Annotated in this window: 16 protein-coding genes, 7 tRNA genes and 1 riboswitch; of the genes, 10 read left to right on the forward strand and 13 right to left on the reverse strand. The window is 64.1% G+C overall.

Going from position 1 to position 15,614, the window contains the following annotated elements:
* The gene (locus tag ACPFL9_RS08880; protein ID WP_426007132.1) at positions 1–492 is read right to left on the reverse strand and encodes a hypothetical protein; all 492 of its coding nucleotides are present in this window, start codon (positions 490–492) and stop codon (positions 1–3) included.
* Positions 493–614: 122 nt separating this feature from the next.
* Between ACPFL9_RS08880 and ACPFL9_RS08885 the strand changes: the two genes are divergently transcribed.
* A complete protein-coding gene (locus ACPFL9_RS08885) occupies positions 615–1,874 on the forward strand; it encodes an alpha/beta hydrolase family protein (RefSeq protein ID WP_426007134.1) in 1,260 nt (419 codons plus the stop codon).
* Positions 1,875–1,877: 3 nt separating this feature from the next.
* Here the strand turns inward: ACPFL9_RS08885 and ybaK are convergent, their stop codons facing one another.
* The 3 genes from ybaK to ACPFL9_RS08900 are packed head-to-tail and all read right to left on the reverse strand — an operon-like array spanning position 1,878 to position 3,856.
* On the reverse strand, positions 1,878–2,375 hold the full coding sequence (ybaK, locus tag ACPFL9_RS08890; protein WP_426007136.1) for a Cys-tRNA(Pro) deacylase: 498 nt from the start codon (positions 2,373–2,375) through the stop codon (positions 1,878–1,880).
* A gap of 50 nt (positions 2,376–2,425) precedes the next feature.
* A complete protein-coding gene (locus ACPFL9_RS08895) occupies positions 2,426–2,893 on the reverse strand; it encodes a SufE family protein (protein ID WP_426007138.1) in 468 nt (155 codons plus the stop codon).
* 36 nt (positions 2,894–2,929) lie between these two features.
* Positions 2,930–3,856: a sulfurtransferase gene (locus tag ACPFL9_RS08900; protein WP_426007140.1), complete on the reverse strand. Its 927-nt coding sequence runs from the start codon at positions 3,854–3,856 to the stop codon at positions 2,930–2,932.
* A 209-nt stretch (positions 3,857–4,065) separates the two neighbouring features.
* Here ACPFL9_RS08900 and zapE point away from each other — a divergent pair, with 209 nt between their 5' ends.
* Positions 4,066–5,103 (forward strand): cell division protein ZapE, encoded by a 1,038-nt coding sequence (zapE, locus tag ACPFL9_RS08905; protein WP_426007142.1) that lies wholly within the window; start codon positions 4,066–4,068, stop codon positions 5,101–5,103.
* Positions 5,104–5,118: 15 nt separating this feature from the next.
* Here zapE and ACPFL9_RS08910 read toward each other — a convergent pair whose 3' ends face one another.
* The 9 genes from ACPFL9_RS08910 to ACPFL9_RS08950 all read right to left on the reverse strand — a co-directional run bounded on the left by ACPFL9_RS08910 (position 5,119) and on the right by ACPFL9_RS08950 (position 9,086).
* On the reverse strand, positions 5,119–6,342 hold the full coding sequence (locus tag ACPFL9_RS08910; RefSeq protein ID WP_426007144.1) for a benzoate/H(+) symporter BenE family transporter: 1,224 nt from the start codon (positions 6,340–6,342) through the stop codon (positions 5,119–5,121).
* 130 nt (positions 6,343–6,472) lie between these two features.
* A complete protein-coding gene (locus ACPFL9_RS08915; protein WP_426007146.1) occupies positions 6,473–6,706 on the reverse strand; it encodes an antitoxin in 234 nt (77 codons plus the stop codon).
* Between the two features lie 84 nt (positions 6,707–6,790).
* On the reverse strand, positions 6,791–8,245 hold the full coding sequence (locus ACPFL9_RS08920) for an amino acid permease (RefSeq protein ID WP_426007148.1): 1,455 nt from the start codon (positions 8,243–8,245) through the stop codon (positions 6,791–6,793).
* Positions 8,246–8,429: 184 nt separating this feature from the next.
* Positions 8,430–8,505 (reverse strand) — tRNA-Gly (locus ACPFL9_RS08925).
* A gap of 56 nt (positions 8,506–8,561) precedes the next feature.
* A tRNA-Val gene (locus ACPFL9_RS08930) sits at positions 8,562–8,636 on the reverse strand.
* Positions 8,637–8,654: 18 nt separating this feature from the next.
* A tRNA-Gly gene (locus ACPFL9_RS08935) sits at positions 8,655–8,727 on the reverse strand.
* Positions 8,728–8,783: 56 nt separating this feature from the next.
* Positions 8,784–8,858 (reverse strand) — tRNA-Val (locus tag ACPFL9_RS08940).
* A 38-nt stretch (positions 8,859–8,896) separates the two neighbouring features.
* Positions 8,897–8,967, reverse strand: a tRNA-Cys gene (locus ACPFL9_RS08945).
* A gap of 46 nt (positions 8,968–9,013) precedes the next feature.
* Positions 9,014–9,086, reverse strand: a tRNA-Gly gene (locus ACPFL9_RS08950).
* 259 nt (positions 9,087–9,345) lie between these two features.
* Here ACPFL9_RS08950 and ACPFL9_RS08955 point away from each other — a divergent pair.
* The 8 genes from ACPFL9_RS08955 (at position 9,346) to pnuC (ending at position 15,577) form a co-directional block, all read left to right on the forward strand.
* A tRNA-Val gene (locus ACPFL9_RS08955) sits at positions 9,346–9,417 on the forward strand.
* A 196-nt stretch (positions 9,418–9,613) separates the two neighbouring features.
* Complete coding sequence (locus ACPFL9_RS08960) at positions 9,614–9,766, forward strand: hypothetical protein (RefSeq protein WP_426007150.1); 153 nt, start codon at positions 9,614–9,616, stop codon at positions 9,764–9,766.
* 48 nt (positions 9,767–9,814) lie between these two features.
* Positions 9,815–10,717, forward strand: a complete 903-nt coding sequence (locus ACPFL9_RS08965) for a cytochrome (RefSeq protein ID WP_426007152.1) — start codon at positions 9,815–9,817, stop codon at positions 10,715–10,717.
* 50 nt (positions 10,718–10,767) lie between these two features.
* Positions 10,768–11,340 (forward strand): peptide deformylase, encoded by a 573-nt coding sequence (def, locus tag ACPFL9_RS08970; RefSeq protein ID WP_426007154.1) that lies wholly within the window; start codon positions 10,768–10,770, stop codon positions 11,338–11,340.
* The gene (fmt, locus tag ACPFL9_RS08975; protein ID WP_426007156.1) at positions 11,337–12,257 is read left to right on the forward strand and encodes a methionyl-tRNA formyltransferase; all 921 of its coding nucleotides are present in this window, start codon (positions 11,337–11,339) and stop codon (positions 12,255–12,257) included. Before def ends, fmt begins: the two co-directional genes overlap by 4 nt.
* Positions 12,254–13,807 carry an RsmB/NOP family class I SAM-dependent RNA methyltransferase gene (locus tag ACPFL9_RS08980; RefSeq protein WP_426007158.1) on the forward strand — a complete coding sequence of 518 codons (1,554 nt, stop codon included), beginning with the start codon at positions 12,254–12,256 and terminating at the stop codon, positions 13,805–13,807. The genes fmt and ACPFL9_RS08980 overlap by 4 nt, the downstream gene beginning before the upstream one ends.
* 63 nt (positions 13,808–13,870) lie before the next feature.
* Positions 13,871–14,554: a ribulose-phosphate 3-epimerase gene (rpe, locus tag ACPFL9_RS08985; protein ID WP_426007160.1), complete on the forward strand. Its 684-nt coding sequence runs from the start codon at positions 13,871–13,873 to the stop codon at positions 14,552–14,554.
* A gap of 91 nt (positions 14,555–14,645) precedes the next feature.
* A riboswitch (FMN riboswitch) is annotated at positions 14,646–14,796 on the forward strand.
* 88 nt (positions 14,797–14,884) lie between these two features.
* Positions 14,885–15,577 carry a nicotinamide riboside transporter PnuC gene (gene pnuC / locus ACPFL9_RS08990; RefSeq protein WP_426007162.1) on the forward strand — a complete coding sequence of 231 codons (693 nt, stop codon included), beginning with the start codon at positions 14,885–14,887 and terminating at the stop codon, positions 15,575–15,577.
* Positions 15,578–15,614: the final 37 nt, after the last annotated feature.

Raw genomic sequence — 15,614 nt, forward strand, 5'->3', positions numbered from 1 at the left:
TCAGGAGTCGCCGATAAATCCCGACCCCGCATACAAGTGCAGGACGGGAAGACCCAGCTGGTCCTGGGCCTTGTTGGCCCAGTCCGTGTGGAACGTGTCGGCAATCGCGTGCGGACGCGTCACCACCACCGCCTGGGCCGCATCCACCGCCCGTACCTTCGCCACCAAACCCGCGACAGCACCGCCGTCGACGATTTCACCGGTGACTCCGCCACCCAGCCCCTCCAACGCTGCCAGGGAGGCAGCCAAAGCCTCGGCAGCCTCCGCCCGTTCCACCTCCGGATCCGGCGAATGCGCACCAAGTTCCCTGAACGCCTTGGCGACATCCAGCAACGACAGGTTCTCCAGGAAATCGACCAGTAAATGCCGCTCGGTGTTGGCTGGAACCAGAACCACCAAGGGGGCGTCACCCCCATCCACCAGTTTGGCGATGTTGACTCGGTCTTCAGGCCCCAAGGGCTCTTCGGTCAGGATGACGATCGGATCACTCATGGCTACAGCGTAGTCCCGCACCACACGGCCACACAGGGTTTCGCCGGGTGATTTCCGGGTCCGTTCCGGCACGCGGTGGCCACGTTCAGGATCCATGGAGCAGGAGCGGACAGAATGGAACCATGGCAACCAACTCCCCGGCAGCCGGTGAAGCTGCAACAGGCAAACTGTCCGTACGAACCAAATGGGCCCTTGCAGGCATGGTGACCGGTGGTACCCTGGCGGGTCTCGTTGGAGCAGGTTCGTCCGCGCTCGCTGTCTATTTCGCCCGGCGGGTCATTACGCCCGCGGCGCGGCCCGCGGACCAGGAAGTCCTGGCCGTGATCCAGTCGGACACCGGCCGGCAGGTCATCCTCGCGGCAACCCCTGATACCACCGTGGACGGGGTCTTCAGCCTGTTCTTTGCCGGTGGTGCGGGACATGCCCGGATCGGCCGGATTGTGTCCTATTCCCCGGCAGAGCAGACCGTGCTTCGCGAAGTGGAAGAGGTGTACAGCGGCAACCTGGCCGACGCCCGCCGAGGTTGGTGGAGCGGTGCCACCTACCCGGACCCTGCCGCGCTGGGAGTGGCCGCTGACGACGTCGAAATCAAGGTCGACGGCGGTACCGCACCTGCCTGGCTGGTCCGGGCCGACGCTGCCGCATCCGCAGCGGTATGGGCCATCATGGTGCACGGCCGTGGAGCTACGCGGCTGGAAGGGCTGCGGGCAGTCCGGACGGCCAAGGAACTGGGCATGGACAGCCTGCTGATTTCCTACCGCAATGACGGGCTGGCACCATCGGCCCTCGACGGCCGCTACGGACTGGGCTCAACCGAATGGCGGGACGTAGAGGCCGCCATGGAGTACGCCGTGGCGCACGGTGCCCGCGAGATAGTGCTCTTCGGCTGGTCGATGGGCGGCGCGATCGCGCTGCAGACCGCCGACCTTTCCAAGTACCGGCACCTCATCCGGGCCATGGTGCTGGACGCGCCGGTGATCAACTGGGTCAATGTGATGGCGCACCACGCCCAAATGAACCGGATTCCCTATAACGTGGGCCGGTACGGACAACTCATGCTGACCCATCCGCTGGGGCGCAGGCTGACGGGACTATCGGCACCGGTGGACCTGAAGGCGATGGACTGGGAAGCCAGGGCAGTCGAACTCCGCACCCCCACCCTGGTCATCCATAGCGTGGACGACGACTACGTGCCCTTTGAACCGTCTGCGAGCCTGGCCGGGAAGAACCCGGAGATGGTGACTTTCGAACCCTTCCATGGAGCGCGCCACACGAAGGAGTGGAATGTGGACCCGGAGAAGTGGGAACGTTTGGTCCGGTCCTGGCTGCAGCGGATGTTGGCGCCGCGAAACAATCCCGGAAGCGCCGGCCAGCCTGCCTGATGCCTAGTTCCTGGCACTGCCGATCGGTGCCGTCACGGCGCTGGTCAGCCTGACCAGGTCCGCGGGTGCGAGTTCGATGTCGAGCCCGCGCCGGCCGCCGGAGACCAGGATGGTGTCGAACTCCAGTGCCGTGGCATCCAAAACCGTGGGGGAGGATTGTCGTTGGCCCAAGGGGGAGATTCCGCCCAGCACATAGCCGGTCCTGCGTTCGGCTGCCTTCGGATCCGCCATCGAGGCCTTCTTCGAACCGAGGGCAGCGGCTACCGCCTTCAGGTCCAGCGTGCCGGCAACGGGAACGATCCCCACGGCCAGGCGGCCCTCGACCTCCACCATCAGGGTCTTGAAGACCCTGGAGGGGTCCACGCCCAGGGCATCAGCTGCCTCCATGCCGTAACTGGCTGCCGAAGGATCGTGAACATAGGGGTGCAGCACGAAAGGAACGCCGGCTGCAGTCAGTGCTGCTGTAGCCGGCGTTCCCTGTGACGCTGTTTTCTTCGCCATGGTGCCGAAGCTGTCCTGCCTTCACCGCCCTGCCCGGGGGGGCCGGGGCTTTAGTTTTCCAAGCGGCTGGCAGCCGCTACTTTCCGTTTGATCCGTCCAAGCATTGCCGTCATCCCGCGCATGCGCAACGGGGTGATGGCCCGGGTCAAGCCCAGGAGCTCAGGCATGTCGTCCGGAACAGACAGGATTTCCTGCGCCGTCAAGCCGTCAAGGCCCTCATGCAGCACCCCTGCGAATCCACGGGTGGTGGGAGCTTCCGGCGGCGCCTTGAAGAACAAACGGTAGGCGCGCCCGGCGTCCGGGTTGGCTGTGTTCTTCTCGGACTCGATCGTCAGGAACAAGGGCGACTGGCATTCGACGACCTGCTCCAGCAGCTCAGGGTGATCCTGGAGTCGTTCGGGAAGTTCCGGCAGTCCCCGGGAAAACTCGAGCAGCAACTGCAGGCGCTCCGGCTCCGTCAGTGCCTGGAAGTCATCCACTATTTCCGCCAGTGCGGCGGGCAAGGTATTCGTACTCATCACTTCCAGCTTACGCACAACGGCGCAGAATTCACGCTAGTTACGAACCAGCTCAGCCGGCACGGAACCCCGCTCGGCACCCTTGACGATGGGGACGCGGACGGCGTTGCCCCATTCAGTCCAGGAACCGTCGTAGTTGCGGACCGAGTCGAAGCCCAGCAGGTACTTGAGGGCGAACCAGGTGTGGCTGGAACGCTCGCCGATACGGCAGTAGGCCACCACGTCGTCGCCTTCCGTCAGTCCCGCCTCGCCCAGGTAAAGGGCTTCGAGCTCTTCGCGGGAGCGGTAGGTACCGTCTTCGGCGGCAGCACGTGCCCACGGAACCGACGCCGCGGTGGGGATGTGGCCGCCACGCAGGGCCCCTTCCTCCGGGTAGGCAGGCATGTGCGTGCGCTGGCCCGTGTATTCCTCCGGCGAGCGGACGTCGATGAGCGGGTTGCCCAGGTGGGCCAGCACATCTTCCTTGAAGGCGCGGATGGGGGCGTCGTTGCGCTCTACCTCGGGGTAGTTGCCCACAGCCGGCTGGGGAACGTCGGTGGTGAGTTCGCGGCCCTCGGCAATCCACTTGTCGCGGCCACCGTCCAGCAGCCGGACGTCCTCGTGGCCGAAGAGGGTGAAGACCCACAGGGCGTAGGCGGCCCACCAGTTGGACTTGTCGCCGTAGATGACCACGGTGCTGTCGCGGGAAATTCCCTTTGCGGCGGCGAGTGCGGCGAAACCGGCACCGTCGACGTAGTCGCGCGTGACTTCATCGTTCAGGTCCGTGTGCCAGTCGATCTTCACGGCACCCGGGATATGCCCGGTCTCGTAGAGGAGGACGTCCTCGTCGGACTCGACGACCACCAGCTTGCCGTCGGCAAGAGCGCCGTCTGCAAGTGCTGCGGCAAGCCATTCGGTGGACACAAGTCGTTCGGGGTGCGCGTAGGACGCGAACTTTTCGTTTTGTTCAACGGGGTAGGACATGGTGATGGCCTTTCACTGACAACGGACGGAGCCAGACCCCGGAAGCTTCCACTCGGCGGGCCGGCGTGTTTCCAACAGTAACCATGGGCAGCATCCGATGCTTCCCGGCCGGTCATATGGTGAAACATGGCCTTGGTCACGTGGCCGCTTCCCGGCCACGTGATGCCGGTATTCTTGCTGGGGACCCACTACCGGAAGAATGGACCACCGTGGTACAGATCGAACAACTGGCTGCCCGCACGCCGGCAGTCTCCGTCGAGGAACTCCTCAAGGGGTTCTATCCGTCACCACGCTTCGGCGAGGTCTCGTTCGACAGCTACCGGCCCGATCCCGCCCAGCCCAGCCAAGCCAACGCCGTGAAGCTCCTGTCCGGGTTCGCCGACTCCGTGGGTGCTGACGATGGCGGGGGACTGTTCAGGAAATTCTTCGCAAAGAAGCCCGCCACCAGGGCCGGTATCTACCTGGATGGCGGCTTCGGCGTCGGCAAGACCCACCTCCTGGCTTCGCTGTGGCACCGATCCCCGGGCCCCAAGGCTTTCGGCACCTTCGTCGAATACACCAACCTGGTGGGGGCCCTGTCTTTCCGCAAGACAGTCGAGGCGCTCAGCGGCTACAAACTGGTCTGCATCGACGAGTTCGAACTCGACGATCCAGGCGATACCGTGCTGATGTCCCGGCTCATGCGGGAACTCGCCGACGCCGGCGTCAAGTTGGCTGCCACGTCCAACACCCTGCCGGGTTCCTTGGGGGAGGGCCGCTTCGCGGCCGTTGACTTCCAGCGGGAAATCCAGGTGCTCGCGGACCAATTCGATGTTGTCCGCATTGATGGCGAGGACTTCCGGCACCGCGGCCTGCCCGCGGCACCTGCGCCGCTGAAGACCGCAGACCTCAAGCACCGCATGAACACGGAATTCGCGGGCAAGACGGTGGCCGTGGATGACTTCCGCACCTTGGTGGACCACCTGGCCGGGGTGCACCCCAGCCGCTACCGCCAGCTCATCTCAGGTATCGAAGCTGTTGTGTGGCGGGATGTGGAGACCATCACGGAACAGGCTGTTGCCCTGCGGTTCGTGGTCCTGGCCGACCGGCTTTATGACAAGGACGTGCCGATCCTGGCCAGCGGCGTACCCTTCGACAAGCTTTTTACCGATGAGATGATGGCCGGCGGCTACATGAAGAAGTACTTCCGGGCCGTTTCCAGGTTGACTGCCCTGGCTCGCGAGGGCCAGAACCACGAACCGTCCTGAAAACCGCGGCCGGGTTCAGCGGGCCGCGGATCGGGTCAGTGGTTCCCTGTCCTTGAGGATCCAGCGGACCAGGATCCCACCGGCCAGGGCCCAGAACGCTGCGCCGATGCCAGCGAAGGTCACCCCTGAAGCCGCGAGCAGAAACGTCATGCAGGCAGGAATCCGGTCTTCGGCAACAGCCAGTGCCGAGGAGATCGAGGATGCCAGGGTTCCCAGCAGCGCCAGTCCTGCAACAGCTTCGAGCAAGCCCGGTGGTGCTGCCGCCACCAAGGTGACCAAGGCGGCTGAAAACGCCGCGAGGACCAGATAGGCAAGACCGGAAACGAACGCGGCAATCCAGCGGCGCCCGTGGTCTTTGCCGGCTTCTTCGCCCGCGGCCAGGGCAGCACTCAGTGCCGCCAGGTTGATGGCGTGGCCTCCGAAAGGCGCCCCGGCGAGGGTTCCCGCGCCCGTGACGAGCATCGAAGAACGCCAGGGCGTGGTGTACCCGAAGGATTTGAGGACCGCTACCCCGGGGATGTTCTGCGAAGCCATGGTCACGATGAACAGCGGGAGCGCGATTCCCACGGTGGCCTCCACCGTGAACACAGGACTGGTCCATTCAAGGCGGGGCAGCAGGCTGTCTCCGGTGAGGCGGGTGCCGTTGGCCGCGATGTGGATCCCGATCACGGCCAATGCCACCACCAGTGCGCCGGGAACGGCCCAACGCGGTGCGCATTTCATCAGGACCAGCCAACACACGACTACCGGGCCCACCAGCAGCGGCGCTGTGCCGAGGGATTCGAAGGGTGCCAGGCAGAGGGGGAGCAGGACGCCGGCCAGCATCGCCTGGGCCAGCGACGTGGGAATCAAGGCCATGAGCCGTCCAAGGGCCGGCAGCAAACCCGTCAGGACAATGAGGAGGCCCACTACCACGAAAGCACCGACCGCAGCGGGCCACCCGCCGTCGACGGTTCCCGCTGAGGCGAGGAGCGCAGCGCCGGGTGTTGACCACGCAAGGGTTACCGGCATCCGCGACCGCCATGCCAGCCACAGGATGCCCAGGCCGAACGTCAGCGTCAGGGCAAGCAGACCGCTGGACGCCTGTGCCTGGTTGGCCCCAACAGCCTGCAAGCCTGCCAGCACCACGGCAAAGGATGAGGTGAAGCCGACCAGTGCAGTGACGATCCCGGCGGCGATCGGTGGGCCCGGCGTCCTCTGGTTGGCCTGGTTCTGTTCAGTCGACGAGGCGGAAGGCATAACCTCCAACGTACCTGACAGGGCAGCGTCCCGTTGGCACCGGCCGGCCCGTTAAACGCCAAGGGCACCGGTGTCGCCTCTCGGCGGGACCGGTGCCCCCTTGACGTATCTGGTATGGCGGCCCAGGCAGCTACGGCTGCTTTGGCTCATCCGCGGCGGGAGCCTGTCCGGCTTCGCCGTCGTTCTTGGACACGAAGTTGGAAGCGGCATTCTGTACTGCGTCAACCTGTCCGGCGAACTTGCCGCCGGTCTTCTCGTCGACGAAGTTTCCGGCCTTCTCGATGCCATTCCTGATGGCGTCTTCGTTGCCCTGAATGAGACCCTGAGCCTTGCCCTTCAGGTCGTCAATTAATCCCACGGGCACCTCCCTTCCCTTCGCGGAGCCAGTTCGCTCCTCCGCGTTCGACCCTAGCACCGGAAGGGTGGCCAGCCAAGGAATTAAAGTGCACTACGCCAAGGGCTTAGCGGATTCCAGATGGCGTGGGCTGTTCGGATTCATCAAGGAGTGCTTGCGCCCATAGAAGAAGTAGATAACCAGGCCGATGACCAGCCAAACGCCAAAGCGCGCCCAGGTTTCCCAGTGCAGCTGCACCATGAGGAAGGCCGAGGCCAGGACACCGAAGGCCGGAACCACGGGCATCAGCGGCAGGCGGAAAGTGCGGGGTGCGTCGGGCTTGGTGTAACGGAAGATGATGACCGAGATGCACACCACGACGAAAGCGGCAAGGATACCGATGTTGGTGAGGTCAGCCACTTCCTTGATGGGGAAGACACCGGCCAGGAAGGCCGAGGCGACACCGGCGATCCAGGTGACGCGCTGCGGTGTTCCGTGGCGGTCGGTCTTGGCAAACCAGCCGGGAAGGAGGCCGTCACGGCTCATGGAGAACCATACGCGGGTTACGCCGAGGAGGAAGGTGAGCATGACGGTCAGGATGGACAGCACGGCAAAGACGGAAATGATGGTTGCGATCACAGGCAAGCCAACCCCGGTGAATGCCGAGGCAAAGCCGGCCGCGGGATCGATGTCCTTGTAGTTCTGCATGCCCGTCAGGACCAAGGTTGCTGCCACGTACAGCAGCATGGCGATGATGAGCGACAGGATGATCGCCTTGGGCATGTGCTTCTTGCCGTCCTTGGCTTCCTCCGCCGCTGTGCTCATGGCGTCGTATCCAAAGACTGCGAAGAAGACCGTGGCCGCACCTGCGAGGACCGGACCGAAGCCACTGGGCATGAACGGATTGAAGTTCTCGGCATTGATGTAGAAAACGCCCAGGCCGATGATGAACAGAATCAGGATTACCTTGATGGCTACTGCGACGAGCTCGAACCGCCCGAACGCTTTGGTTCCGCGGCTCAGGATCCAGGTCACCAGGAGACAGACCAAAATGGCAGGAAGGTTGATGATGCCGCCCTTGCCCTCGTCGGCCGTGGAGGTCATCCACGTGGGCATGTTGATGCCGATGCCGGACAGGAAGGCGTCGAAGTATCCGGAAATACCAATCGCCACCACAGCTACGATCGCAATGTACTCCAGCAGCAGATCCCAGCCGATGAACCAGCCGATGATTTCCCCCAGGGCCACATAGCCGTAGGTGTAGGCCGAGCCTGCCCGCGGGATCATTCCGGCGAATTCAGCGTAGGAAAGCGCGGCCGCGCCCGAGGCCAGGCCGGCGATCAGGAATGACACCAGGACCGCCGGTCCAACACCGGGGTTGGTTTCGTCGCCGTGCGCTACCAGGCCGGCGAGCGAAAAGATTCCGACGCCGATGATTCCGCCGACGCCGATGGCCGTGAGTTGCCAGAGGCCAAGGCTTTTGAAAAGGCCACTGTGCTTGTTTTCTTCCTCAATGTCGTCGATGGGCTTCCGCCTCATGACCGACTGGGAAGCAGTCTGTTGATTCATGGGTACTCCTGCCATTGGCGTGGAACGGTGATGAGCTCGCAGTACATTATGCGAGTCGAATCACATTAGATAAAGCGACTTCTTCCAACGGTTATTGGTCACATCCCATAATGAATCGAACCGCGGTTGGTTCAGTCGGCAAACGGGCATAAAAAAAGCAGCTCCGAAGAGCTGCTTTCTTAGTTGGAGCGGACGACGAGATTCGAACTCGCGACATCCACCTTGGCAAGGTGGTGCTCTACCAGCTGAGCTACGTCCGCACATGTTGTTTGCCTGGCTGGGCCGGGCCTTCAACAACAAACAAGTTGCCTTGTTCTGGTGGGCGATACTGGGATCGAACCAGTGACCTCTTCCGTGTCAGGGAAGCGCGCTACCGCTGCGCCAATCGCCCGGGGTCCTCGTGGAGGAGAGCGGACGACGAGATTCGAACTCGCGACATCCACCTTGGCAAGGTGGTGCTCTACCAGCTGAGCTACGTCCGCAGATGTTGTTTGCCTGGCTGGGCCGGGCCTTCAACAACAAACAAGTTTCCTTGTTTTGGTGGGCGATACTGGGATCGAACCAGTGACCTCTTCCGTGTCAGGGAAGCGCGCTACCGCTGCGCCAATCGCCCATGCATCCAATCGAAACCGGAAAGCATGGTTTTCACCGAGGTGGGTACGGGATTCGAACCCGTGTATACGGCTTTGCAGGCCGCTGCCTCGCCTCTCGGCCAACCCACCGTGTTAGCAGGATTCCGGGGAATTCATGCTGTGACAGTGCCTTGCGAGCGGACGACGAGATTCGAACTCGCGACATCCACCTTGGCAAGGTGGTGCTCTACCAGCTGAGCTACGTCCGCAGTGCCGTGCTCCGGAGCGCCATTCAGGCATTCCATCGCTTTCCGACGAGTAAAAACTCTATAGGAGGTTCCGGGAAACTCCAAATCGGTGAGATTCCCCGGAGGGCGTATGAGTCCGGATCCCAGCAATGACGCGGGTTCCGGCTTCTGACGACCGTGTAATTCCATTCTTGTTATTCGGGCGTGGCCGCCCGTTTTGCATTCACGACGGCGTGGGCTAGTCTTCTTTATGCAGACGGCGCACAGCGCGGGATGACACGGGCGATTGGCGCAGTGGTAGCGCGCTTCGTTCACACCGAAGAGGTCACTGGTTCGAACCCAGTATCGCCCACCGTAAAACCCCGCCGGAACTGGTTACACAGTCCCGGCGGGGTTTTTCTGTTTGGCGGTACGGCGTTTTTTCGTCACGAACTTCCACTCCATGGCACAGGGCTGACGTGGAAGAACTACCCGATACGAGGCCGTTACCGCTCCTGCCCCCTTTGCCCGCGGCTCCTGCCGGTACCAACGGGGGTGGGGAGCAGGCGTTGCCTGAGTCCCTGCAGGAACTGGCCCGGACGGTGCCCGTCCTGGCGGGAAAACTCGCACGGATGACGCAGGACCGTCTCGCCCGCTTGCTTGATCCTGCCGCCGAGGAACCCGCGCTCCATGATCCGCCAGGGGGTTCCGGCGGGGCCTGACGGAACGCCGGGGCGAATTCTGTCGGTCCTCTGTGCCAAAGTTTTTATATGACTGCTCCACTGCTTGCCCACGCCACCGAGTACGGCCGGATGTATGCCCGGTCCACCTCGGACCAGTTCTCCGTACCATCCATCACAACAGTCATCGGGCAGCAGGCACACGCGCTCGATGGTTGGTTTTCGTACATGGGTGCAAGCAGCCTGGCCGCCGATCCTGAGCTTCCGACCCTTCTCGGCAGCCCGGCCAGGATCCGCCAGGCGGTCAACAAAGCCTCCAAAGCGGCTGAGCAGTACCGGGACGAGGCGGCGGCTCGCGGAGACCGCGTCCACAACTACTGCGAACAGGTAGCACTTCGTGCCCTGGGCAGGCCGCACCGCATGCAGGAATGCCGGGACGACCTGGCGTCCCACGGCGAGCAAGCGTTCGCTGCACGCTTTGATGAATGGTGGGACACCTACAGGGTGGAACCCCTCGCACCGGAAATCACGGTGTGGAACACCTCGGTGGGTTACGCGGGCACCCTTGATCTGGTGGCCCGCATCAACGGCCGCATCTGCTTGATCGATTACAAGACCAAGGGGACCACCCGTGATGGCACGGTCAAGGCGCTGGACAACAAAGTAGTCATGCAGTTGGTGGCTGGCATGAAGGCCGAAGAAAGCCTGGTGGACCCCGTCGCCGGGGAATGGGAGTCCTGGAAGTACGGGGAGGACCCCATGCTGCTGGCAGTGGCCATCGGCGAAACCGAAGTCCGTCCCCACCGGGCCAATCCTGATGTCCTGAAACACCACTGGTGGAAGTTTTGTGCGCTCCGGCGCGTCTGGGAGATGTCTGCCGATGTCACGGCGGCGGGTCAGGCGCTGCTGCCGGTGGCGCCGCCCATGTACACACCCGAGCCTGCCATTGCCCTTCAGGGCGCCGGGTCTTTTGCCTCCACTAAACTGGCGTAGGCCCCTTCATGGCCCGGGCCGGCTTTGACGATCGTGAGGACTGAGACCAGATGGCAATTTTGAGTATCCGAATCATCGGGGATCCGGTGTTGCGCACCGTCGCGGATCCCGTGACCGAATTCGGTCCGGAGCTCGCCAAGCTGGTTGCCGACATGATGGAAACCATGGAGGACGTTGAGGGCGCCGGCCTTGCTGCCCCCCAGGTGGGCATCAGCAAGCGCATCTTTACCTATCGGATCGGTGGCGTGGACGGACACGTCATCAACCCGGTCCTGGAAAACAGTGATGACTTCCAGGACGACGAGGTTGAAGGTTGCCTTTCCATTCCCGGGCTTGGATTCCCTGTCCGCCGGCATCGTGCAACGCGGGTTACGGGGGTGGACGTGGAAGGCAACCCTGTGTCAGTCGACGCGGAGGGCATGCTTGCACGGGTTTTCCAGCACGAGACGGACCACCTGGACGGCATCCTTTTCACTGACCGGTTAAAGGGCGAAGACCGCAAGGCGGCCCTGCGTGCGATCCGGAACGCCAACTACCATGCGGTGACCGAACAGACCACGTCCAAGCGTGCCGGGACAGTCGGCTCGAGCTTTGGTGGCGGCAGCTTCGGGGCAACCGCGTGAAGGTGCTTTTTGCCGGCACACCGGCCGTGGCCGTGCCGTCACTCAACGCGCTGGTGGAAGCCGGTTTTGACGTTGCGTCCGTCCTCACCAGACCGGATGCCCCCCTTGGGCGCAAGCGTGTCCTGACGCCGTCGCCAGTTGCTGCCCGCGCGGCGGAACTGGGCATCCCCACCATCAAGGCTGCCAGGGTGGACGCTGCAGCAACCGCTGCGATTGAGGCGGTCGCCCCGGACGTCGCTGCCATTGTCGCGTACGGCGGAATTGTCCCGAGGGCCGCCCTTGATGTTCCCCGCCATGGCTGGGTCAACCTCCACTTTTCCCTGCTGCCCGCATGGCGGGGTGCGGCTCCTGTCCAACGGGCGATCATTGCCGGGGACGATGTCACCGGGGCCGCCACCTTCCAGCTCGAGGAAGGCCTGGATACCGGTCCTGTCTTTGGGACAGTGACTGAAACGGTCCGCGGTTCCGATACCGCGGGCGACCTGCTCGAGCGGCTCTCCCTCAGCGGGTCCGTCCTCCTGAGCCAAACACTTTCGGCCATCGAGGCCGGGCATGCAGCACCCCAACCGCAGCAGGGCGATGTCTCCCTGGCTCCCAAGCTGACGCTCGATGACGGGCGCCTGGACTGGAAGCAGCCCGCCCTGGCCCTGGCCCGGCGCTCCCGGGGTGTCACTCCCGAACCCGGCGCCTGGACCACCTTGGATGGTCAACGGGTCAAGCTTGAACCCGTGGAACTCCACCCGGACGTCACCGACCTCGAGCCCGGCCACGTCACGGTGCAAGGCAAAGCTCTCCTGGTGGGCACCGGTTCCCATGCCGTGCGACTGGGCAGGATCCAGCCCGCAGGCAAGAAAATGATGCCGTCGGCCGATTGGGCCCGCGGTTTGGCAACACCCGAAAGCGTGGTATTCGAATGAGCGACTCCGGCCGGCGCGGCCCCAACTCCAACGGGAACCGGGACGGTGGCGGGCGGGGCAGCAACCGCGGTCCCCGCGGGGAAAGCCGGCGCAACGCGCAGGGCAGGGAGCGGAACCGTGGACCCCAGAAGGGGTATTCCAGCACGACCCCCGGCCAACGTACCCGCAAGGCCGATCCTGCCCGGCTCGTAGCTTACGAAGTCCTCCGCGCCGTGGCGTCCGAGGACGCTTACGCCAACCTGGTCCTGCCGGCACGGATCAGGGAGCACCGGCTTGATCGCCGGGATGCAGGTTTCGCCACCGAGCTCAGCTACGGTGCGCTGCGCGGACAGGGCACTTACGACGCCATCCTTTCCCGCTGTGTTGACCGTCCCTTGGAACAGTTGGACCCGGCCATCCTGGACGCCCTGCGGATAGGCGCCCACCAATTGCTGTCCATGCGCGTTCCGGCCCACGCCGCGCTGGACCAGACTGTCGGCCTGGCCCGGGCAGTCATCGGCGCAGGCCCGTCGTCGTTGATCAATGCCGTCCTGAGGAAGGTCACGGCTCACAGCATGGACGAGTGGCTGGACGTCCTCCTGGACCAGGAAACCGATGCAACCCGGATCGCTTCGCTCCGCCACGCACACCCGGAGTGGATCGTCCGGGCCCTGCGCCAGTCGTTGGTCAACCACGGCAGGCCCGCCTCGGAAATTGAAGAGCTCCTGGAAGCCGACAACGCGGCGCCGGTAGTGAACCTTGTGGCCTTGCCCGGGCTGGGAAGCCTGGAAGAAGCCCTGGAGCACGGTGCTGCGGCAGGGGAGTTGGTGGAGGACTCTGCCTTGTCCGCAGGCGGCGACCTTGGCCGTCTGGAATCTGTCCGCAAGGGCACCACGCGCATCCAGGACGTGGGTTCCCAGTTGGTCGCCCGTGCGGTGGCAGCCGTGGCAGTGGAAACTGCTTCGCCAGAGGGGGAAAAGTGGCTGGACCTCTGCGCCGGTCCTGGCGGGAAAGCGGCCCTGCTGGCGGCACTTGCACACCGCGACGGAGCCACGCTCCTGGCCAACGAGCCCGCACCGCATCGGGCGAAGCTGGTGCAGCAGGCATTGTCGGCCGTGCCCGGGGACGCTTGGAGCGTGCGTACCGGTGACGGCCGTGAGGTGGGTTCCGAACACAGGGAAACCTTCGACCGCGTCCTGGTAGACGTGCCATGCAGTGGTTTGGGGGCGCTGCGGCGTCGCCCGGAATCGCGGTGGCGGCGCGCCCCCAAGGACATCGCTGATCTCGGTCCGCTGCAGCGGGAACTGCTGGTCTCCGCCATCGATGCAGTGAAGCCCGGTGGCGTGGTGGCCTACGTGACGTGTTCGCCGCACCCGGCTGAAACCACCGCTGTGGTTGCAGATGTTGTGGGTAAACGCGGGGACCTTGAGCTCCTTGACGCCGGCAAGGCATTGGATGACGTCAGCCTTGCCTCCGGCCTTGGCGCGGGGCACGGGCAGACCGCTCAGCTGTGGCCCCACATCCACCACACTGATGCCATGTTCATGGCGTTGATCCGCAAGAAGCCTTAGCCAAGCATTCCGCGGCTGAATTTCCGCAATCCATCCTGCTGCCACCGACCTGAAGGACCTGCCTTGTCCCAGTGCTGTATCAATCCGAGCATCCTCTCAGCAGACTTCGTCAACCTCGAAGCCGAGCTGAAGAGGATCAGCAACGCTGACGCCGTGCATGTGGACGTCATGGACAACCACTTTGTGCCCAACCTGACCCTTGGCCTGCCGGTGGTGCAGAGGATCCAGGCGGTCAGCCCGGTTCCGCTGGATGCCCACTTGATGATTTCCGACGCCGACCGATGGGCCCCGGCCTACGCCGACGCGGGCGTCGCGTCCGTTACCTTCCACGCCGAGGCCGCGATCGCCCCCGTGAAGGTCGCCAGGGAACTGCGGGCCCGCGGGGCAAAGGCCGGCATGGCATTGCGACCGGCCACGGCGGTGGAACCATACCTGGACATGCTGCCGGAGTTGGACATGCTGCTCATCATGACCGTGGAACCCGGATTCGGAGGGCAGTCGTTCCTGGATATCACCCTGCCGAAAATCCGCCGTGCACGCGCCGCCATTGAGGGCTCCGGCCTGAAGGTGGCGCTCCAAGTGGACGGAGGCATCACCGAGGACACGATCCTGCGCGCCGCCGAAGCCGGGGCCAACGTTTTCGTTGCCGGTTCCGCCGTGTACGGACACGACGATCCTGCACAGGCCATCGACCGGCTGCGCGCGGCCGGTACACGGGCCCTGGCCGGTGGCGGCCCGGCGGCGTAAGTGCGCGTAGGAGCCGGTGCCACTGCATGTTACGAAGATGGCCGGGAATAGCCGGCCGCTCCGTGCGGTTGTGGCACAATAGCAATCACACATACGTGCTCCGGGGTCGGTGTAAGTCCGAACCGGCGGTCATAGTCCGCGACCCGCAAGCCCTCAGCGTCCATCCGGATGCAGAAGGCGAGCGGTTGAACCGGTGGAATTCCGGTACCGACAGTTAAAGTCTGGATGGGAGAAGCACGTACAGTCATGCTGTGTGCGTCCTTGTGCGACGCACGGCAGCGAACTGTCGTACACCCCCGGAGCCATCGCGGCTGACTGGGAAGGAACGGCATGGATTTTCTGCGATGGCTCTTCGAAGCACAGATTCCCGTAGGTGGATCTGCGCTTGTTCTACGCGAAGTGCTTGGCAACATTTTTGGGCTCGCCAGCGCCCTCGGCGGAATGCGCCGCAAAGTCTGGGCTTGGCCGGTAGGCATCCTTGGCAATGTTCTGTTGCTCACGGTGTTCCTGGGCAACGTGTTCGGCGCGGCCGCTCCCGCAACCCTTTGGGGACAGGCCGCCCGGCAGATCATGTTCATCGCGGTCGCTGTCTACGGCTGGTACCGCTGGAAGCAGGGCCGCCAGGCAGGCACCCAAGGTCCTGCCGTCGTTCCCACCTGGGCTGGGAAGAGCACCCGGCTGGTCCTGGCGGGTGCCATGATTGCAGGCACTGCGGCACTGACACCGCTCTTCGATGCCCTCGGCTCCTATCCGCCGGTGTGGGCAGATGCATGGACTTTCATGGGTTCCCTGCTGGCGACTTACGGCATGGCCCGTGGCTGGACGGAATTCTGGCTCATTTGGGTTGCGGTGGACATCGTAGGCGTGCCGTTGTTGTTCAGCGCCGGCTACTACGCCAGTGCGTTCATGTACCTGTTCTATGGTGTCTTTACCCTTGCCGGCTTCTTCGTCTGGATGCGTGCGCAACGGCGCGAGCGCCAGCCCGCGCCGGTTGGCCCTTCGGCCGTGGGAGCGGCTCCGTGACCGGCGGGGTGCCGGCGCTCCCGGAATACACACGCGC

The organism is Paenarthrobacter sp. NyZ202, assembly GCF_049860755.1.
In the GTDB taxonomy this organism is placed as follows: Bacteria; Actinomycetota; Actinomycetes; order Actinomycetales; family Micrococcaceae; genus Arthrobacter.